This is a genomic window from Dokdonia sp. Asnod1-B02 (assembly GCF_045063955.1).
GTDB lineage: Bacteria > Bacteroidota > Bacteroidia > Flavobacteriales > Flavobacteriaceae > Dokdonia.
Window position 1 is genome coordinate 2,499,374 of record NZ_JBEFNW010000002.1, and the last position, 17,740, is coordinate 2,517,113.

Consider the following 17,740-nt stretch of genomic DNA (forward strand, 5'->3'; position numbering starts at 1 on the left):
GGTTGCTTTTAAAAGTCAAATTTATAAGTAGCTCCCACCATTCCTTGAAGACCTTGCACTTCATAGTTAAGCCATTTCTCGTAATTACTGTCTAGAATGTTATTTACACGAGCAAATGCAGACAAGCGATTATTAAAGCGATAGCCCACATGAGCATTTGCATCAAAATAGCTATCTAGGGTTTCCACTGTATTTGTAATCAAAAGATCTGCAGGGTCGTTACTAGATACTAAATCACTGCGTTCTCCCATGAAGAATAAGTTTACTCCGGCAAACCATTTTTCTGTAATCTGGTAATCTGCAAAAACAGATGCCTGTAAGTCTGGAAGGTTCCAAGCTTCTTGCTGGCTATCTGTGTTATAAGTATAATATTGACCGTTTACTTTCATTTTAAAGTTTGCATTCACATCAAAATTAAGCTCTGCAAATACTCCTACCGTATTGATATCATCATAAGCAATTGAGAAAGAGTTTCCGTTTGCATATCCATTTGCACCAAATCCATTACCGCTTTGCGAGTATGGATTGTGAATGAATAAAGCCTTATCACTCTCTGCCGTATAACTTGCACGTAGGTTGTAACTCAAGGCTTCAGATAATTTACCCTTCATCCCTAAATAACCGTCATACTGCTTATCTGTAGGCTTGATAGTAAGTGTAGGTGATATAAAAGGATTTTCTTGTGCAAAATCATGGTAGTTATTTTGTTGTAATCCACCTTCAAGTCCTGCATACGCAATGAAATAATCTCCAGCCACTCTATAAGATGCTGTAATTTTTGGATACACAAAGAAGTCTGTTTCACTGGCCTCAGTATCTAGCGACACCATTGCCTCTACACCTAAAGTCACCTCAAGATCATCTCTTAAAATCACGAGACTTGGATTTATCCCCGCATTAAGAAAGCTATAGTTGATTTCCGTATCTACGGTATCAAATGCGTTGTCAAAAGAACCACTTACATAATCTGCTGTTACTTTAGTAGTAATAAGCTCTCCCGCAATAGGAAACTCAAATGTAGGAGCAACTACTGCTCTAAGTTCGCCGCTATCTTGATCATCACCAAAGTATCTCAACGTAGCATTTGCTTTCTTAAAGAAAGAATCTTGCAAACTCACACTACCATTTAATCCTGCTGTGAGAAAAGAATGAGACACGTCAAAATCTTCATTAAATAAAGGCGTGTTACCTGCTCCGTTAATTGTCTTAAGTTCCTCAGGAATTCCATACCAATTATATACTTGATGTTTTGCATCAAGATCTGCTCTCCATGTCATATCACGCTCACGCGCTCCGTAACTTAAATTAAGTCTGCTATCATAAAAATAATCGTCAACTACAGTACCGTCTATTCCGCCCTGAGAAGAATTATGATTTAAAAAGACACCAAAATCCTCTGTACGGCTTATTTGAAAATTACTATAAAGCTCTGCTAAAACAGATGTATAGCTACCAAAACCAATAGTTGCATAGTTATCATACAACTTTTCTTTTTTAGTTTTCTTTACTACGGCAGCTTTGCCTTTGGCTGGAGTAAACGTACTCGCTACAGGCACAGAAAAGATGCTATAAGTCACCTTCTTTTTTGCTGTAGTGATAGAGTCATTAAGCGCAGGAGTCGCTTTTACTTTAAAAGCATCACTTATGGTAGGAGTATACGCTTTTACAACGTTTACCACTTCTGTACCTATGGTAGACTCTTCTTCTTGTGCAGTAACTACTTGAACAAAAAGCATTGCAAATGCAACAAGTCCTAAGTTATATAATGTATTGAATGAACGATTCATATAATGTATTGTCTTAATTCGTTAGACGTTTGTCTTATTTATAAAGCAAGTGATTTGTTGATGTATTAATCAACAATTACCCTTTTTCTACAGAGGCATTTGTTTTTCCTTCTGCTTGTTTAATAATTGCTAGTTCGCCACGTGCTTTTTCTACAGTTTCTGGATAATCTGCAAAGTTTGTAATCACACTTTCTAAAATGTATGTTGCTTGATATGCATCTCCGAGTGCATAAAAGTTCTTTGCCATAAGCACAAGACCTTTTGCCCCATACTCTTTAAAACCACTGTAATCTTTAGCAAGTTTTTGCACTACCACATTAGATGCTTCAAAGTTTTGAGCCTCATTTTTAAAATAGGCATCATAATATAAAGCCTCTGCTGCCAGTGCTCCTGTAGCAATTTTTTGAACCTCGGCATAAGCTGTTTTGGCTCTTGCTTTATTACCTGTCTTTATAGAAGAGCGAGCAATTATTATTTGCGCATCACTTTTTACTGCATTATCAATTTTTGCATTTCCAAGCACCTTTTCAGCATAGCTCACTGCCTTGGTCAAGTCTTCACCTTCATAAAAAGATTTCATCAGGTTAGACTGAGCAAAAACAATATTCTGTGGGAAGTCTGCTTCTGTTTCTAGTCGCTTTAACACCGGAATTGCAGCTGTGTAGTTTTTATCTGTAAGATATACTTGCCCTAGACGTGCTAGTGCTTGCTCCGTAAATTCACTACGCTCTTTTGCAATAACAAATTGGTAATGCGGAATTGTTTTTTTGTATTCCGCTTTCGCGAAAGCGAGCTGTCCTAAGTAAAAATGTGCCTGTAATGCATGCTGCCCATTAGGATAGTCACTCAAGTATGACTCAAAAAGTCGTTCTGCTTGACCTACATTATTCTCCACATATTGCTTCTCTGCCGAAGCGTAAGCAGCATCATCAAGCTCTGCATCCTCCACATCGATAAAATCTAGTGTACTCACCCATTGACCATACTCATCTACACGACCTAGGTCTATATAAATAAGTTTTGCTGTAGTCACTGCTTGCAATGCCTCCGGAGTCCCAGGATAATCTCCAGCTACCTTGCGTAATAATGCGAGTGCCTCGTCTGACTTGTTTTTATTATCAAGTATCAACGCTTTTTTAAGCATTGCTTTTGACACGTAAGAGCTACCAGGTAAATCTCTTACTAGTTTATCATAAGCTGTAATTGCTTGATCATTTTTGTTTTGAGAAACATAGATGTTACCTAATTCATAAAGCGCATCATCGCGATAAGTAGAATTTGGAAACTTGGTCGAAAAAGTTTGAAGTCCGTTTATTTTGTCCTCATCCTTTTTTATAAAACCATAACTCATCGATTTTTGAAAAGTCGCATAATCTTGATCTGTCATATTAAGCGCTATAGACTTATTATAGGCTTCAAGTGCAGGCCAGTACTTACTACTTATAAAACGGCTATCACCTAGACGTAAGTACGCATCATTAAGTTTAGTTTGATCTTGCACATTACTTGCAGCATACGACTCAAAAACTGTTGCTGCTTGCTCATACTGCTTATCAGAAAAATATGCGTACGCAAGATTATAATTGATGTCTTGATATTCTGGAGTACTTGCAGCATTACTGTTATTTAAAAACTGCTTGTACCCTATAATCGCTTCTTTAAAATCATTTGCAACATAATCACTCTCTGCTTTCCAGTAAGTTGCACGCGTTACATATAATGGATCACGTGGTTCTTTAAGAGATTTCTTAAATGCCGCAGCAGCCTCTGGATAATTACCTTCATTATAAAGATCAAGACCATAAAGAAACGCTACTTTTTGATAAGCTATCTTATTATCAAAATTGCTGTTGCTTTCTAGCAAGCGCATTGCCTCTTTGTAATTTTTTGAGGTGATATAAGAATCAATAAGTAATGCTTCTAGCTCTGTCTTAGCTGGAGATTTTGGATATGCGTCTATATAATCTGTAATCACAGCAGGTGTAGACTTGTATGCATTACCTATTTCATAGCTCAACTTTGCGTAATTAAGACCACTATCTTCTTTAATTTGTGCATTAAAATCCATCTCACTTGCATTTTTAAATGCATTGAGTGCTTCTTGCTTTTTATCTAATTTTAGGTAAGATTCTGCTAAGTGGTAATATCCATTTTGTGCTACACTATTATCACCATCAATTATTTTATTAAATTCATTGATAGCATTTGCATAATCTCCTTGCTTATAATAAGTATATCCTAGCTGGTAGTAATCTGTATTATTCCACTTACCACGTTTTCCTTTGTAAGCTTGTAAATATGGTAATGCCTCTGCGTACTTCTTTTGATTAAAATAGCTTTCTCCTATAATTTTATTAAGCTCAGACTTTTCTGTTGCGTTTGCCTTTGTTAGCTGTGACTTTCCCTCAGAAATTGCTTCATCAAATTTCCCTAACTTAAAATTAAGGTCTGCTTTAAAGTATGCAAGATCCTCATTATATGCTCCTCCTGTCTCTGCTTCTACTTCCTCAAAAAGCTCATTTGCCTCTTCATATTCATCACCCTCATAAGCCATAAAACCTATGTAATACTTAGCCTGCGCTCCATATTTTTTTGAATCACGTACACGGTTTAAGTACTTCTTTGCTTCATCAAAACGATTACTTTTAAAATAAGCATAACCGTTATTAAAGTAAAAAGTCTCCTTTTCTCCAGCTGTAAGCGTACTTTCATCTACGCGATCATACCATTTACGAGCATAAGCAAATTTGCCATTATCAAAGTAATACTGAGCTACATCTAGAAATGCGCTGTTGCGCTTTGTACTTGTAGGGTACTCTGTCACAAAAGTGGTCATAAGATCATCTGCCCCTTGCTGATTAAGACGCACTGCCGCGTTTGCAATGTAATAAGCACAATCACCTTTTACGGTGGTATCATCTGTATCTCCCTTTACTTCCTCAAAAAGAGTTTGCGATGCTAGATATTGCTTACTATTATATAAGGAGAGTGCCTTATTAAATTGTACAAGATCATTCGTATATATTGCCGATTGTTGCGCTACAGCAATAGTTGAATATAAAAATAATGCAACAAGTACGTACTTGATTTTATGCATAGTTAAGAGTTGTTTTATGTGTTCTGATCATTATCAGGAATAGACTAAAAAAGTGTAATATAAGCACGCTTTCGCGAAAGCAAAACGCATCATTTACACCTCACCAAAGTTAGCTTTCTTCCTTAAGGATAACGTCAGAAATCTTTGTTAATTATATCAAGTTGTGAAAAGGATTTTAACAGTCTAAAAGATTACTTCAAAAAGCAAAAACAATTAAAATCGAACCTCTTGCTTCTAAGTAAATTAGCCACTTGAAATAAGATTAGACTGTATTCTATTTTAATTTTGACATTGCACAACACCTAACAATACATAACATTCCTCCATACCTTTGTAACATTAAGAGCAAAAGGAAACATCGATGACAGCAATTATAAAAATCAAACAACTAGGCTTTCAGTGGGAAACACAAGATCCATTTCTTTTTTGTGCGTATCATTTAGATAATTACCCAAAAGGCAATGAGCAGCTAGGTCCCGCTGCATCACTACAAGGACGTAATCTAGGAATGGATTTTGAGCCCCATCCAGATGGATGGAATATGTATCACGGCACTACAGTACCGGGATTTCCTGCACATCCACACCGCGGTTTTGAGACTGTAACTATTGTAGAGCGAGGTCTCGCAGACCATAGTGATTCTCTAGGAGCTGCTGGGCGTTTTGGAAATGGAGATGTACAGTGGATGACCGCTGGTAAAGGTGTACAACACAGCGAGATGTTTCCGCTACTGAATGATGACAAAGAAAATCCGCTGTTATTATTTCAACTCTGGCTCAACCTTCCTAAAAAGAATAAACTGGTTGATCCACATTTTAAAATGCTGTGGAAAGAAGACATTCCTATTCATTACTTAAAAGACGACGATGGAAAAAGTACAAGCATAAAACTCATATCTGGAGATTACAATGATACAAAAGCTCCCGATGCTGCTCCAGATTCTTGGGCAATGGATACTAGTAATCACGTAGCCATCTGGCTCATTACTATGGAATCAAACGCTGTGTGGAAGATACCCTCAGCAGCTGGTCAACTAAATAGATCTCTATATTTTTATAGCGGAGAAAAAGTAACTATAGAAGGTAATCAGATACCAGTTAATCACAGTCTTGATCTTTTAAGTGATCAAGAGCTTGAGATAAAAAACGGCAATACCACTGCAAGTTTTCTACTCTTACAAGGTAAACCTATAAATGAGCCAGTAGCTCAACAAGGACCTTTTGTAATGAACAGCCCTCAAGAAATTCATGAAGCCATCACCGAATTTAGAAAGACGGCTTTTGGTGGGTGGCCTTGGAGTTCTTATGATCATACGCACCCTAAAGAACGCGGGCGTTTTGCCCTGCATGCAGATGGTCGCGAAGAGATTAAGTAAGATCTATCACATTTTCGCGAAAGCGTCACACAAAAAAAACACCTCGCCTTTTACAGACGAGGTGCTTAATTATTAACCTATAGTGTGGGTAAACTATAGCTCTTAGTACATAGCTCTTAATGCAGTAACATCATTTGAGCTGAATTCACCATCCTCATTGTTTGAGAAACAAGCTTGCATGATAGAGTCAAAATCTCTTGTTGGAGTTCCAGGTAATTGTATTGCCCCTGTAGATCCAGCAGACTCACCTCCACCGCTTCCACAGCTCGCGCGATCATAGTAATCTGAGTGACGGAAACCTATAGAGTGACCTATCTCGTGTGTGATCACGTGCTCATTTACGTTTGTAGATGATCCCTCAAGACCATAAATCTGTACAAACTTATTAGGAAGTCCTTGTGCACTTGGAAAACCAGCTACACCTCCACTTTGACCAGGATTATTTGCAGTGTTGTCATACACTACCATATCACTGTTATTGAAGTTAGTTCCAAATGTAAGACGGAAACGTAATGCAGATCCAGAGATACGGTTGTAGTTATTTACAGCCCACTCTAATGCAGTACGGCCTTTTGAAGAAAGGCCGAAGTTATCATTACCAGTATAACCTATGATATCTACTGTTCTGTTTGCTCCAGTTACAAGGTTGTTTGTTCTAAACTGTCTTGTGTCTTGATTCACTGTCATTTCTTCTAGCTCCTTTGCTGTCACAACAATATCTTCACCTATATAGATACGTTCTTGTACAGTTCCATCAGGAAGGTGGAAATCTCCTTTTGTTACTGCACCTGCATCAAGTTTAAGGTCCTCTCTAATTTTACCTAAAATTCCTGCATCAGTCACAGCTTCTCTAGTTTCTGCTACAAGCTCTTCAGTTACAAGATCATTCTCGATTGCTTCTTCTGTTTCTTTCTCACATGATGTGAATGTAATAGCCATCATCGCGATAGCCATTGCACTAAATTTGAATTGATTTTTCATTTGGATTGTTTATAAGGGTTAACATTTGATCCAAATTTAACTCTTTTTAACAATTAAAATATAGTAATCATACCACTACAACGTTTTCGCTAATATTTTTATCAAATAATCATTTAAATAGCATAATTATTCGCAAAGCAATAAAGGGAATCCTTTTTTGGGAATCAACCACTTGAAAGGCAGCAGATTGAAAACCCACAAAGTTACTATAGTTTTAAAAAATCAAGTAAATATTCGGTATTTACTTGTAAAAAATCCAAATATAATCACAATATTATATGTAAAATCCTTAATAATTTTACAACTATTAAGGATTTCGCAATTATATGGTCAATTATGAGATATTCTATATTTTGACTTAATTACTGTATGTTATAATCCTCAAAGTCTAGAGGATCAAAGTTTTTGAAATGCCCATTAAGAGCTATTAGCCTTTTAGTCCTATTTACAGATTTAAGCGTAGGTAATGCTATCTCTAGATGTTCTATTAGGTATTGTAATCGTTTATCTTCAGAAGGAATTTGTAGCAACTCATATTCTTGCTCTAAGGTCAATCCCATTTTATGAGCAAGTGTGAAACTTCGTATGGTATTGACATTAATTTCTGGCGTTTTCATATCGAGCTCATCATAAAAATCAGAAAGCAATGTGATAAGTCTTATTTTACGAGAAGAAGATGGCTCTTGACGTTCCTCTATAAATGTAACCTCACCTCCAGCATATAGTCGTTCTCCTAGCGTATTATAAAAGTTCATAAGCTTAAAAACCCTCAAGCCCTTACAGATAATATCTGCAGCTCCAGAAGGATATCGTTTTACCACCTGTGTAACTTCCATTTCTGTACCATAGGCAAGACTATTATTTATATAAGTGGGAATACCAAAGGTGATACCTCCAGATTCACAATCTTGTAATAATTGCTGGTATCTATCTTCAAACACATGTAAAGAGAGCGGCTCGCCAGGAAAGGCAACCATTTCTAAAGGGAACATAGGTAAAATTGCTGTAGTCATAACTCAGTTTTATCAATGAAAAATACGAAAGCTTCTGCTCACTGTTATATAATGAACAATTTTTAACCTTATTGTTCAACATTTATTGACATTGTATCTTATCAATTTCCAAAACTCTTCTAATTTTGCTTTAAATACGTTAAGATGAAAAACAGAGATCTTTTAAACGTGGTCAACACCCACGGAAGTCCAGTTTATGTATACGATGCAGAGACTATTACGACACAATATAATAGACTTACTAATGCATTTAAGGATGTAAAACAGTTAAGACTTAACTATGCCGTAAAAGCTTTAAGCAACATTTCTATATTACAGCATTTAAAGAGCTTGGGTTCTGGACTAGACACTGTTTCTATTCAAGAAGTACAACTAGGCCTTCTTGCTGGCTTTACTCCAGATCGCATCATCTTTACACCTAATGGCGTATCGCTTGCAGAGATAGAGGAAGTGGCACAAATGGGTGTACAAATTAATATAGACAACCTTTCTATACTAGAACAATTTGGGACAAAGCACCCTCAAATACCCGTGTGTATCCGTGTGAATCCTCACGTGATGGCTGGTGGAAACACTAACATTTCTGTAGGACACATCGATAGTAAATTTGGGATTAGTATTCACCAGCTACCACATGTACTCCGTATTGTGGAAAATACAGGGATGAATATCAATGGAATTCACATGCACACTGGAAGTGACATTCTCGATATTGATGTATTTGTATATGCTACAGAAATATTATTTGATGCTGCACAAAAATTCAGCGACCTTACTTTTATTGATTTTGGTAGCGGTTTTAAAGTACCTTATAAAGCAGGAGACATTGAGACTAACATAGAGGAACTAGGAGAGAAATTAGGTAAACGTTTTAACGCTTTCGCGAAAGCGTACGGAAAACCCCTCACTCTTACCTTTGAACCTGGTAAATTCCTTGTGAGCGAAGCAGGTAAATTTCTTGTACAAGTAAATGTAGTAAAACAAACGACCTCAACAGTGTTTGCTCAAGTGGATAGTGGGTTTAACCACTTAATACGACCTATGCTTTACGGAAGCCAGCATGAAATACGAAATATAAGTAACCCAAAAGGGAGAGAACGTTTTTATAGTGTTGTGGGATATATCTGTGAGACAGATACTTTTGCAAATAACCGTCGTATCTCAGAAATTTCTGAAGGTGACATTCTAGCATTTGATAATGCAGGTGCGTATTGCTTTACGATGGCGAGCAATTATAACAGTCGCTACAGACCTGCAGAGGTGTTGATCAAAAACGGCGAAGCGCATTTAATACGTAAACGAGAAACCTTTGAAGACCTCATAAGTAACCAAGTTATTCTCAAAGAATAATCACACATAAAACTATCATAAAGACCAGCAAACAGCTGGTCTTTTTTATGAATACTCAGTACATTTATACTATGAAATATTGGGTATTTATAGTAGTAATATTTGCAAGTTGCAGCAATCCTATCGAGACAGCATTAAGCTCAAAAAACGAGCTTATAAAAACCGTTGTGAGCGATATTAAAAAACACGAAGTACAAATATTATTTACACAGATCGACACGTCAAGTAGTGGCGAAATGATATTTACAGATTACGAGTATAACGCACATACTGATCAATATTTCTATCCAGCAAACACTATAAAACTACCTGTAGCCCTACTAGCAGCAGAGTTTATGGATGCAAATGAGAACCTCAACCTTGACACACCATATATTATAGGTGATGACGACAACCTCCACACAGTGTCTGACGATATTAGACAGATTTTTGCAGTAAGTGATAATGAATCCTACAACAGGCTTTATGAGATTTTAGGTAGAGATTATATTAATAACCGCTTACGCGAAAAAGGATTAAACAACACCCGTGTCGTCCACAGATTATCTACGCCAGATGCTGATAAAGCTAGCAGGAGCAATATTCGATTTTTTCCAGGATATACAGAAGACGTAATTGAATTAAAAAATCAAACAGATAGCGATATCACTCCAGTTACTATACAAGGAATCAACAAAGGCAAAGGATATATTGAAGATGGAGTGCTAAAAGAATCTCCAATGGACTTTAGCGAGAAAAACTACTTCCCACTAGAAGAGCAACATGTACTAATCAAAAAGCTTATAGCTCCAGAAGTCTTTCCCGCAGCAGAACGATTTGACCTCTCCGAAGAAAGTAGAACTCGCTTACTATCTGCAATGAAAGCACTACCTAGGGAGGCAAAATATACCTCGCCAGAGTATTATGATAGTTACGTTAAGTTTTTCATGTATGGAGACTCAAAAGATGCTATACCTAGCAATATCAAAATTTATAATAAAGTGGGATATGCATATGGAACGCTTACAGAGACTGCATATATTGTTGACACAGAGAATGACATTCGCTTTATACTCTCTGCAACTATTTTAGTAAATGAGAATGCAATTTTAAATGATGATACCTATGAGTATGAAAATATAGGAATCCCTTTTCTCGCGCAACTAGGCCGTGAGATCTACAAACAAGAAAAAGAGCGTAGGGAATAAAGCACCTTAGATGGAAATTTTGTTACTTCGCAGCACTATCAAGGCAATGCCTTAAATTGACAGCAAATTAATTTGCTTTTACAACCTATAAATCGAGTACTGTGAGCTTAAGAGAACTTAATAAACGCACCACCATTTGTGAACTATGTAGTAACGAATACGATCTTTCTCCATTTATCGTGGAACCAAGAGAAGATGATATTCTTGCCTGCAAAACATGTATCAACCAGATTAACAATCCAGAAGAGGTAGATCCAAATCACTGGAGATGTCTCAATGATAGCATGTGGAGCACAGAACCTGCAGTACAAGTTGTCGCGTGGCGTATGCTTACGAGATTACGTAAAGAAGGCTGGCCACAAGATCTTCTTGACATGATGTACTTAGAAGAAGAAACGCTTGAATGGGCAAAAGCTACTGGAGAGCACATAGAGGAAGATGAAAACACCATCATTCATAAAGACTCAAACGGTACTAGACTGGCTAACGGTGATAGTGTAGTTTTAATTAAAGATCTAGACGTAAAAGGAGCCAACTTTACTGCAAAACGCGGAGAGTTTATGCGTAATATAAATCTTGTACATGACAATCCTGAACACATAGAAGGTCGTATACAAGGCCAACAAGTTGTCATTGTTACTCAATATGTAAAAAAGAGTAGCTAGACTCTACTCTATCTTACTATAAATCAAAAAACGCTCTGGTAAACCAGAGCGTTTTTTTTTAATTCGCTTAAACAAAACTACCAGTTATCAAAATTGATTAAAGCGTTCTTTGCTTGCGTGTATTCTGTTATCATATCTGAGACTATTTGCCCTGCTGGCTTTATATCATGTATAAGTCCAGAAATCTGACCTATTTCTAGTTCGCCATCCTCAAGATCTCCTTCAAACATACCGCGTTTTGCACGTGCACGTCCTAATAATTGTGAGAGCTGCTCCTTTGATGGTGCCGTAGTATATAATTCTGCTACCTGCTCATAAAATTTATTTTTTATAAGTCTTACAGGGGCAAGTTCTTTAAGTGTTAATACGGTATCTCCTTCCTGAGTATCGACTATTGCTTGTTTAAATAATTGGTGAGCACTAGATTCTTCACTTGCTGCAAAACGACTTCCTACCTGTACACCGTCTGCGCCTAATGTCATTGCTGCAAGCATACCTCTACCTGTTGCAATACCACCCGCCGCAATAAGAGGGATATCTAACTTTTCTTTCACCATTGGTATTAGCGTGAATGTTGTAGTCTCCTCTCTACCATTGTGACCTCCAGCTTCAAAACCTTCGGCTACTACTGCGTCTACTCCTGCTTCTTGTGATTTTAAGGCAAACTTTACACTACTTACTACGTGCACCACTTTTATTCCGTGCTTCTTTAATTCTTTAGTCCATAGTTTTGGATTACCGGCGCTCGTGAAGACAATAGGGACTTTATAATCTACTACCGTTTTCATGTGCTCTTCTATGTTAGGATATAACATAGGTATATTTACCCCAAAAGGTTTATTGGTTGCTTTTTTACACTTCTCTACATGTTCTACTAGGACATCTGGATACATAGACGCTGCTCCTATTAATCCTAAACTTCCAGCATTACTCACAGCACTTGCGAGACGCCAGCCAGAGTTCCATATCATTCCACCTTGTACTAGTGGATACTTAACGTTAAATAGGGATGTGATTCTATTCATTATGCTTTTATAAATTTTTGAGTAACCATTGAAGTTCCATCGTTTATTTGAATGAGATACACTCCTTTTCTAAGTGTTGAGATAGGAAGTGCATTTACTTGTTGTGACATACGTTTGGTCGCAATCTTCTTACCTAAAATATCAAAAATGGTCACCTCAACTTGAGTTACTTCCTTAGGCAATACTAATACTGCCATCTCAGATGCTGGATTAGGTAAAATCTGATAATCTTTGTACTCCTGAGTTTCATTAAACGCTGCAGTATTTGAAACCTCTTCTAATGCTGCACCAAAGTCTGGAATACCATACCCTAACTGCGCAGTAGGATTTTCATATATACTAGCACTCTCCCGAACGAGCTGCATTATAGTGGCATTTGTAAGCTCTGGATTTGCCTGCCAAAAGCTAGCTATTGCTCCAGCCATTATCGGCGAACTAAAGCTCGTACCATTATTTGTAGTAATGTTATTATTTTGATCTATAACCGCACTACCCACTCCCTTTGCTACTACATCTGGCTTGATCCTACCGTCACTTGACGGTCCTATACTACTAAAGCTAGCATAATTACCACTAGCATTTACAGCTCCTACTGTAAAAGAACCTACAGCATCTGCAGGAGCACTTATCATTCCTGTGCCACTATTTCCTGCACTAGTAACCACTAGCATTCCTTTTTCAAATGCAAGCGTTGCTCCTCTAGAAATGAACGTAGTCTCTCCATCCATATCATCATAGCTGTAGTCATAATTAAGATTATCAAAGGTTCTATATCCTAGTGATGTATTTATAACATCTACACCTAGACTATCTGCTCTTTCTGCGGCTTCCACCCAGTAAGATTCTTCTACTGGATTCTCACTTGCTACATCTTCTGTTCTAAAACAGTAGATGGCTGCATCTGGAGCTGTGCCTACAAATTGGTTTTCTATAAAACCTACAATGTCACTTGCTACTCTAGTTCCGTGGCTACTATTTGAAAATTCAAACTCATCGTCGTTTCTTCCCACAAAATCATATCCATCTAGTAAATTTCCTGCATTTCTCAATCTTGAGAACCCTTCACTCACATCAACTCCCGGAAATCCAGAGTCCATGATCGCAATTACCATTCCTGCACCTGTAAAATCCTGCTCATGCAGTTCTTCTACAGAAAGCATGGTTACTTGATTATCTGTAGCTCCATAATTAAATGTAACTCGTGATTCTTGTGGCAAAGGATCATTTTTAAAAAACTCAAAAGGAAAAGATTGTCTTGTTATACTTCGATCTGCAAACTCTATATAATCTACAATTTGCAATGCTTCTAATGCTGCAATCTCTGCTTCTGTCCCTCTTACGTGGATGCAGTTCATCCATTTAGATTTTGCTAGTACAGTAATTCCAGGTTCAGATTTAATTTGAGTAATATAATCCTCATTTACGGGCACATCTCTTTCATCTATAGCTACACCGTGTAGCTCCTTACGGTCTAATGCTTCTTGAGAAAGAATAGAAATAGGATTATCAAGGCTGGCCGCAACGTTTTCTTTATCTACAAAAAATACCCAAGCATCCTGCTGGGCATTCCCATAAGCCGTCATAAAAAGCAGTACAAAGAGTAATTTTAGATTCATAAGCGAGACGTTGAGCTAAGCTCTACGAGATGAGTACGTAAGTTACGAAATAACTCCAGAACCCAAGCACTCTTCTCCATGATGCCATGCCACAAACTGACCTTCGGCTATGGCGGTCTGAGGATTATCAAAAATCACATACATACCACCTTCTACTCTATAAAGTGTTGCTTTTTCTAGTGGCTGTCTATAGCGTATCCTTGCTTCTACTTCCATAGTTTCATCTATAGCAAGCGTGAGATCTTCTCGTATCCAGTGTATTTCTTCCTCTTTTACAAAGAGCCCTTTGCGGTATAATCCTCTGTGATTTTTCCCTTGACCTGTGTAAATTACATTTTCATTTACGTCTGTATCTATCACAAAAAGAGGCTCTACAGTGCCGCCCACTGCAAGTCCCTTGCGCTGGCCTATTGTGAAGTAATGTGCTCCTTGGTGCTTTCCTACCACCTTTCCTTCGGCAACGCTATAAGTTGGTTTTTTTACAAGGTTTTCTAAGTCCGCTTTCGCGAAAGCGTTACTAGCCTCCATACCACCTGCAACCTCAGGAATAGTATCTTCCATCACCTCAACAATCACACCTTCCTTAGGTTTTAATTGTTGTTGTAAAAAGTCTGGTAATCGTACTTTCCCTATAAAACAAAGTCCTTGAGAATCTTTCTTTCCTGCAGTTACAAGGTCTTGCTCTAAAGCTATCTCGCGCACCTTAGGCTTTTGTAAATGCCCTATAGGAAATAACGTCTTTGCCAATTGCTCTTGCGATAGCTGGCATAAAAAATATGATTGATCTTTATTGTCGTCTGCTCCAGCTTTAAGCTGATATATAGTCTTACCGTCTACTTCAATCGAAGTCTTTTGACAATAATGTCCAGTAGCTACAAAATCTGCACCTAGTGAAAGTGCTATTTTCATGAACACGTCAAACTTAATCTCACGGTTACACAGCACATCTGGATTAGGAGTGCGTCCCATCTCATATTCTTTAAACATGTAATTAACAATACGCTCTCTGTATTGCTCGCTTAAATCTACTGTTTGAAAAGGAATTCCCAACTTTTCGGCAACGAGCATTGCGTCATTGCTATCATCTAGCCACGGACACTCATCAGATATCGTTACAGAATCGTCGTGCCAGTTCTTCATAAAAAGACCGATCACGTTGTATCCTTGTTCCTTTAATAAGTGAGCCGTAACACTACTATCTACTCCACCACTAAGACCTACTACTACCGTTTTCATTTTCTAATATCTGTTTGCAAAACATCGGCTAATTATAGCTTCACTTTGCTATTTTAAGAGCTATTATTCTTGCTCATAATTAAGAATGCAAATTTACACAATAAGAGTGCATTTTTTCACATAAGAAGTAGTTGATATTTATAGAGAAAACTTACACTAAGATTACTGAACTCCTATCTTGTTACGAGGGTATTTAATTTCTTTGTCTACCCTATCACCTTTATAATACTTCCAGAGACCGTGCTTACGATTATTCTTGTAAGTACCCTCTACTTCTAGTTGTCCAAAACCATTGTATAATCGTACTGCCCCTTCTAGTTTGTCATTTACATACTGTAATTCTTTAAGTACTTTCTTTTCTTCTGAGTAATAAGTGGCTTTCCCTTCTTTTAAACCTTTCTTATAAAATTCTTGTTGCGCAAGAACGCCATTTATGAAGTAAACAGAGCGTTCTTCATCTAATTTGCCATTTTCATAATTCTCTTTTATCATTACTGAATTTCCATCTTGATGGTATGACAACCACTCTCCTATGCGTTCTCTCCCATTCATCTTTCCTTTACTTACCATCTTTCCATCGGTTGTAAAAAAGGTTACATATATATAAGGTGAATCTGGCGTATATACTTTTACAGCAGTGGGATGACCTCCTTTACTATCATAAAAATTAAAGGTGCCTACTTCTTGACCATGACTAAAAGCTCCAGTATATCGTAATTGATTTTCATTATCAAAAGTTTTCTGCCATAGGCCGTGGCGCTTACCATCTTCATCAAATTGATTATAGCTTTGTGCTACGCTCAACTGCTGATATTGAGCCATTAGAATTATTAAAACAATTGTTAATCTTGACATTTTAACTATTAATTAGGAGTTTATCTTGTTTAGTCATTTTAATTTTACATTAAACAAATCAAAAACTACATTTTTATGAAAAATCTAATGAGTATTACAAAACTAGCGTTTATTGCATTAACGCTATTAGTTACAATTTCTTGTAACGATGACGACGATAATGGAAACATTATAGAAGGAGAAAGCAACACCATTGCAGACTTTGTAGCAGGTAATGAAAACTATAGTTCTTTACTAGCCGCTTTACAACGCACCAATCTCGACGCCACACTAGCAGGAAGCGGAACATTTACTGTATTTGCACCTGATAACGCAGCTTTTGAAACATTTTTAAATGGAGCTGCTCTTGAGGAAGTAGATGATGCGGTATTAACCCAAGTACTATTAAACCATGTTCTTAACTCGACAGTTACTTCTAGCGAACTGTCAACTGGATACGTAAGCAACTTGGCCACAGAGCCTTCTTCTAACGCAAATATAAGTCTATATGTAGATACAACAGATGGTGTCGTTCTTAATGGACAATCTGCAGTAACTACTGCAGATATTGTAACAGATAATGGCGTAATACATGCCGTAGACACCGTAATTGATTTACCAACCATCGTAACATTTGCAACTACAAATCCTGCATTAACATCACTAGTTGCCGCTCTTACAAATGAAGGAAATACAACTTTTACAGATCTATTAAGTGATACAGATGCAGACTTTACAGTATTTGCACCTACTAACGACGCCTTTGCAACATTTTTAGGTGATAACACCCTTGCAGATGTAGATAATGGCGTGCTTGCACAAGTATTATCAAACCACGTAGTACCGGGAGCTGTTGCGATTTCGACAACATTAAGTAATGGATATGTAAATACAGCTGCTACTTTTGAAGGAAACGAAGATGCGCCTATAAGTCTTTACGTAAACACAAATGATGTGGTAACACTCAATGGAACTTCGAATGTAATTATAGCAGATATTGTAACTGTAAATGGTGTGATTCATGTAGTTGACACCGTAATAGGACTTCCAGATATCACGACATTTGCCACTGCAGATCCTAATTTTTCTACACTTGTTGCAGCATTAACTGCAGATGAAACTTTTGGATATGTAGCTGCATTGCAGACACCTTTCGGAACATCACCAGCACCGTTCACTGTATTTGCACCTACTAATGATGCTTTTGCAGATTTACTAGCAGACCTAGAATTAGAGATGTTATCAGATATTCCTACAGAGACACTCGCTGCGACCTTAGAACTGCATGTGATTCCTAATGCAAATGTAAGATCAGAAGATCTTGCAGATCTTGATGGTACTGCAGTTACTCCACTAGGAGGAGCAGATGTAACTATACAAGCAGATCCTGCAGCAATCATCGACCCAGATGGCGATGCAAACCCAATTGTCGCTACAAATGTACAAGCTACAAATGGTGTAATACATGCTGTAGGTAGAGTGCTAAGAGACTTGTAAAAAAGATTCTTACCCAACTATTTAAAATCTCCCCTGCAATTTATTGTAGTGGAGATTTTTTTTGAAATTACATTATA

13 protein-coding genes are annotated in these 17,740 nt (G+C 37.3%); 5 read left to right on the forward strand and 8 right to left on the reverse strand.

What is annotated here, in order from left to right:
• Positions 1 to 8 precede the first annotated feature (8 nt).
• Both ACJJVU_RS11330 and ACJJVU_RS11335 read right to left on the reverse strand, forming a co-directional pair.
• Positions 9 to 1,787: a TonB-dependent receptor gene (locus ACJJVU_RS11330; RefSeq protein ID WP_405225449.1), complete on the reverse strand. Its 1,779-nt coding sequence runs from the start codon at positions 1,785 to 1,787 to the stop codon at positions 9 to 11.
• A gap of 76 nt (positions 1,788 to 1,863) precedes the next feature.
• Positions 1,864 to 4,884 (reverse strand): tetratricopeptide repeat protein, encoded by a 3,021-nt coding sequence (locus ACJJVU_RS11335; protein ID WP_405225452.1) that lies wholly within the window; start codon positions 4,882 to 4,884, stop codon positions 1,864 to 1,866.
• A gap of 361 nt (positions 4,885 to 5,245) precedes the next feature.
• Here ACJJVU_RS11335 and ACJJVU_RS11340 point away from each other — a divergent pair, with 361 nt between their 5' ends.
• The gene (locus ACJJVU_RS11340; RefSeq protein WP_405225455.1) at positions 5,246 to 6,259 is read left to right on the forward strand and encodes a pirin family protein; all 1,014 of its coding nucleotides are present in this window, start codon (positions 5,246 to 5,248) and stop codon (positions 6,257 to 6,259) included.
• A gap of 102 nt (positions 6,260 to 6,361) precedes the next feature.
• Here ACJJVU_RS11340 and ACJJVU_RS11345 read toward each other — a convergent pair whose 3' ends face one another.
• Positions 6,362 to 7,240, reverse strand: coding sequence for a zinc-dependent metalloprotease (locus ACJJVU_RS11345; RefSeq protein WP_298324152.1), 879 nt, complete (start codon positions 7,238 to 7,240; stop codon positions 6,362 to 6,364).
• A 362-nt stretch (positions 7,241 to 7,602) separates the two neighbouring features.
• A complete protein-coding gene (locus ACJJVU_RS11350; protein ID WP_405225458.1) occupies positions 7,603 to 8,253 on the reverse strand; it encodes an LON peptidase substrate-binding domain-containing protein in 651 nt (216 codons plus the stop codon).
• A gap of 144 nt (positions 8,254 to 8,397) precedes the next feature.
• Between ACJJVU_RS11350 and lysA the strand changes: the two genes are divergently transcribed.
• From lysA to ACJJVU_RS11365, 3 genes are all read left to right on the forward strand, one after another.
• On the forward strand, positions 8,398 to 9,603 hold the full coding sequence (gene lysA / locus ACJJVU_RS11355) for a diaminopimelate decarboxylase (protein WP_405225461.1): 1,206 nt from the start codon (positions 8,398 to 8,400) through the stop codon (positions 9,601 to 9,603).
• A gap of 71 nt (positions 9,604 to 9,674) precedes the next feature.
• Positions 9,675 to 10,790, forward strand: a complete 1,116-nt coding sequence (locus tag ACJJVU_RS11360; RefSeq protein WP_405225464.1) for a serine hydrolase — start codon at positions 9,675 to 9,677, stop codon at positions 10,788 to 10,790.
• 101 nt (positions 10,791 to 10,891) lie between these two features.
• Positions 10,892 to 11,455 carry a PhnA domain-containing protein gene (locus ACJJVU_RS11365; protein ID WP_339845126.1) on the forward strand — a complete coding sequence of 188 codons (564 nt, stop codon included), beginning with the start codon at positions 10,892 to 10,894 and terminating at the stop codon, positions 11,453 to 11,455.
• A gap of 77 nt (positions 11,456 to 11,532) precedes the next feature.
• Here ACJJVU_RS11365 and ACJJVU_RS11370 read toward each other — a convergent pair whose 3' ends face one another.
• From ACJJVU_RS11370 to ACJJVU_RS11385, 4 genes are all read right to left on the reverse strand, one after another.
• Positions 11,533 to 12,480: an NAD(P)H-dependent flavin oxidoreductase gene (locus ACJJVU_RS11370; RefSeq protein ID WP_405225467.1), complete on the reverse strand. Its 948-nt coding sequence runs from the start codon at positions 12,478 to 12,480 to the stop codon at positions 11,533 to 11,535.
• The gene (locus ACJJVU_RS11375; protein ID WP_405225470.1) at positions 12,480 to 14,096 is read right to left on the reverse strand and encodes a S8 family serine peptidase; all 1,617 of its coding nucleotides are present in this window, start codon (positions 14,094 to 14,096) and stop codon (positions 12,480 to 12,482) included. The genes ACJJVU_RS11370 and ACJJVU_RS11375 overlap by 1 nt, the downstream gene beginning before the upstream one ends.
• A gap of 42 nt (positions 14,097 to 14,138) precedes the next feature.
• Positions 14,139 to 15,332 carry a tRNA 2-thiouridine(34) synthase MnmA gene (gene mnmA / locus ACJJVU_RS11380; protein ID WP_405225473.1) on the reverse strand — a complete coding sequence of 398 codons (1,194 nt, stop codon included), beginning with the start codon at positions 15,330 to 15,332 and terminating at the stop codon, positions 14,139 to 14,141.
• 162 nt (positions 15,333 to 15,494) lie between these two features.
• On the reverse strand, positions 15,495 to 16,187 hold the full coding sequence (locus ACJJVU_RS11385; RefSeq protein ID WP_405225476.1) for a toxin-antitoxin system YwqK family antitoxin: 693 nt from the start codon (positions 16,185 to 16,187) through the stop codon (positions 15,495 to 15,497).
• Positions 16,188 to 16,262: 75 nt separating this feature from the next.
• Here ACJJVU_RS11385 and ACJJVU_RS11390 point away from each other — a divergent pair, with 75 nt between their 5' ends.
• Positions 16,263 to 17,663, forward strand: coding sequence for a fasciclin domain-containing protein (locus tag ACJJVU_RS11390; RefSeq protein WP_405225479.1), 1,401 nt, complete (start codon positions 16,263 to 16,265; stop codon positions 17,661 to 17,663).
• The last annotated feature ends 77 nt before the right edge of the window (positions 17,664 to 17,740 follow it).

What these genes read in the sequence shown, in the direction of transcription:
- ACJJVU_RS11330 (WP_405225449.1), bottom strand. Translation starts at nt 1,787, where the DNA reads ATGAATCGTTCATTCAATACATTATATAACTTAGGACTTGTTGCATTT.
- ACJJVU_RS11335 (WP_405225452.1), bottom strand. Translation starts at nt 4,884, where the DNA reads ATGCATAAAATCAAGTACGTACTTGTTGCATTATTTTTATATTCAACT.
- ACJJVU_RS11340 (WP_405225455.1), top strand. Translation starts at nt 5,246, where the DNA reads ATGACAGCAATTATAAAAATCAAACAACTAGGCTTTCAGTGGGAAACA.
- ACJJVU_RS11345 (WP_298324152.1), bottom strand. Translation starts at nt 7,240, where the DNA reads ATGAAAAATCAATTCAAATTTAGTGCAATGGCTATCGCGATGATGGCT.
- ACJJVU_RS11350 (WP_405225458.1), bottom strand. Translation starts at nt 8,253, where the DNA reads ATGACTACAGCAATTTTACCTATGTTCCCTTTAGAAATGGTTGCCTTT.
- lysA (WP_405225461.1), top strand. Translation starts at nt 8,398, where the DNA reads ATGAAAAACAGAGATCTTTTAAACGTGGTCAACACCCACGGAAGTCCA.
- ACJJVU_RS11360 (WP_405225464.1), top strand. Translation starts at nt 9,675, where the DNA reads ATGAAATATTGGGTATTTATAGTAGTAATATTTGCAAGTTGCAGCAAT.
- ACJJVU_RS11370 (WP_405225467.1), bottom strand. Translation starts at nt 12,480, where the DNA reads ATGAATAGAATCACATCCCTATTTAACGTTAAGTATCCACTAGTACAA.
- ACJJVU_RS11375 (WP_405225470.1), bottom strand. Translation starts at nt 14,096, where the DNA reads ATGAATCTAAAATTACTCTTTGTACTGCTTTTTATGACGGCTTATGGG.
- mnmA (WP_405225473.1), bottom strand. Translation starts at nt 15,332, where the DNA reads ATGAAAACGGTAGTAGTAGGTCTTAGTGGTGGAGTAGATAGTAGTGTT.
- ACJJVU_RS11385 (WP_405225476.1), bottom strand. Translation starts at nt 16,187, where the DNA reads ATGTCAAGATTAACAATTGTTTTAATAATTCTAATGGCTCAATATCAG.
- ACJJVU_RS11390 (WP_405225479.1), top strand. Translation starts at nt 16,263, where the DNA reads ATGAAAAATCTAATGAGTATTACAAAACTAGCGTTTATTGCATTAACG.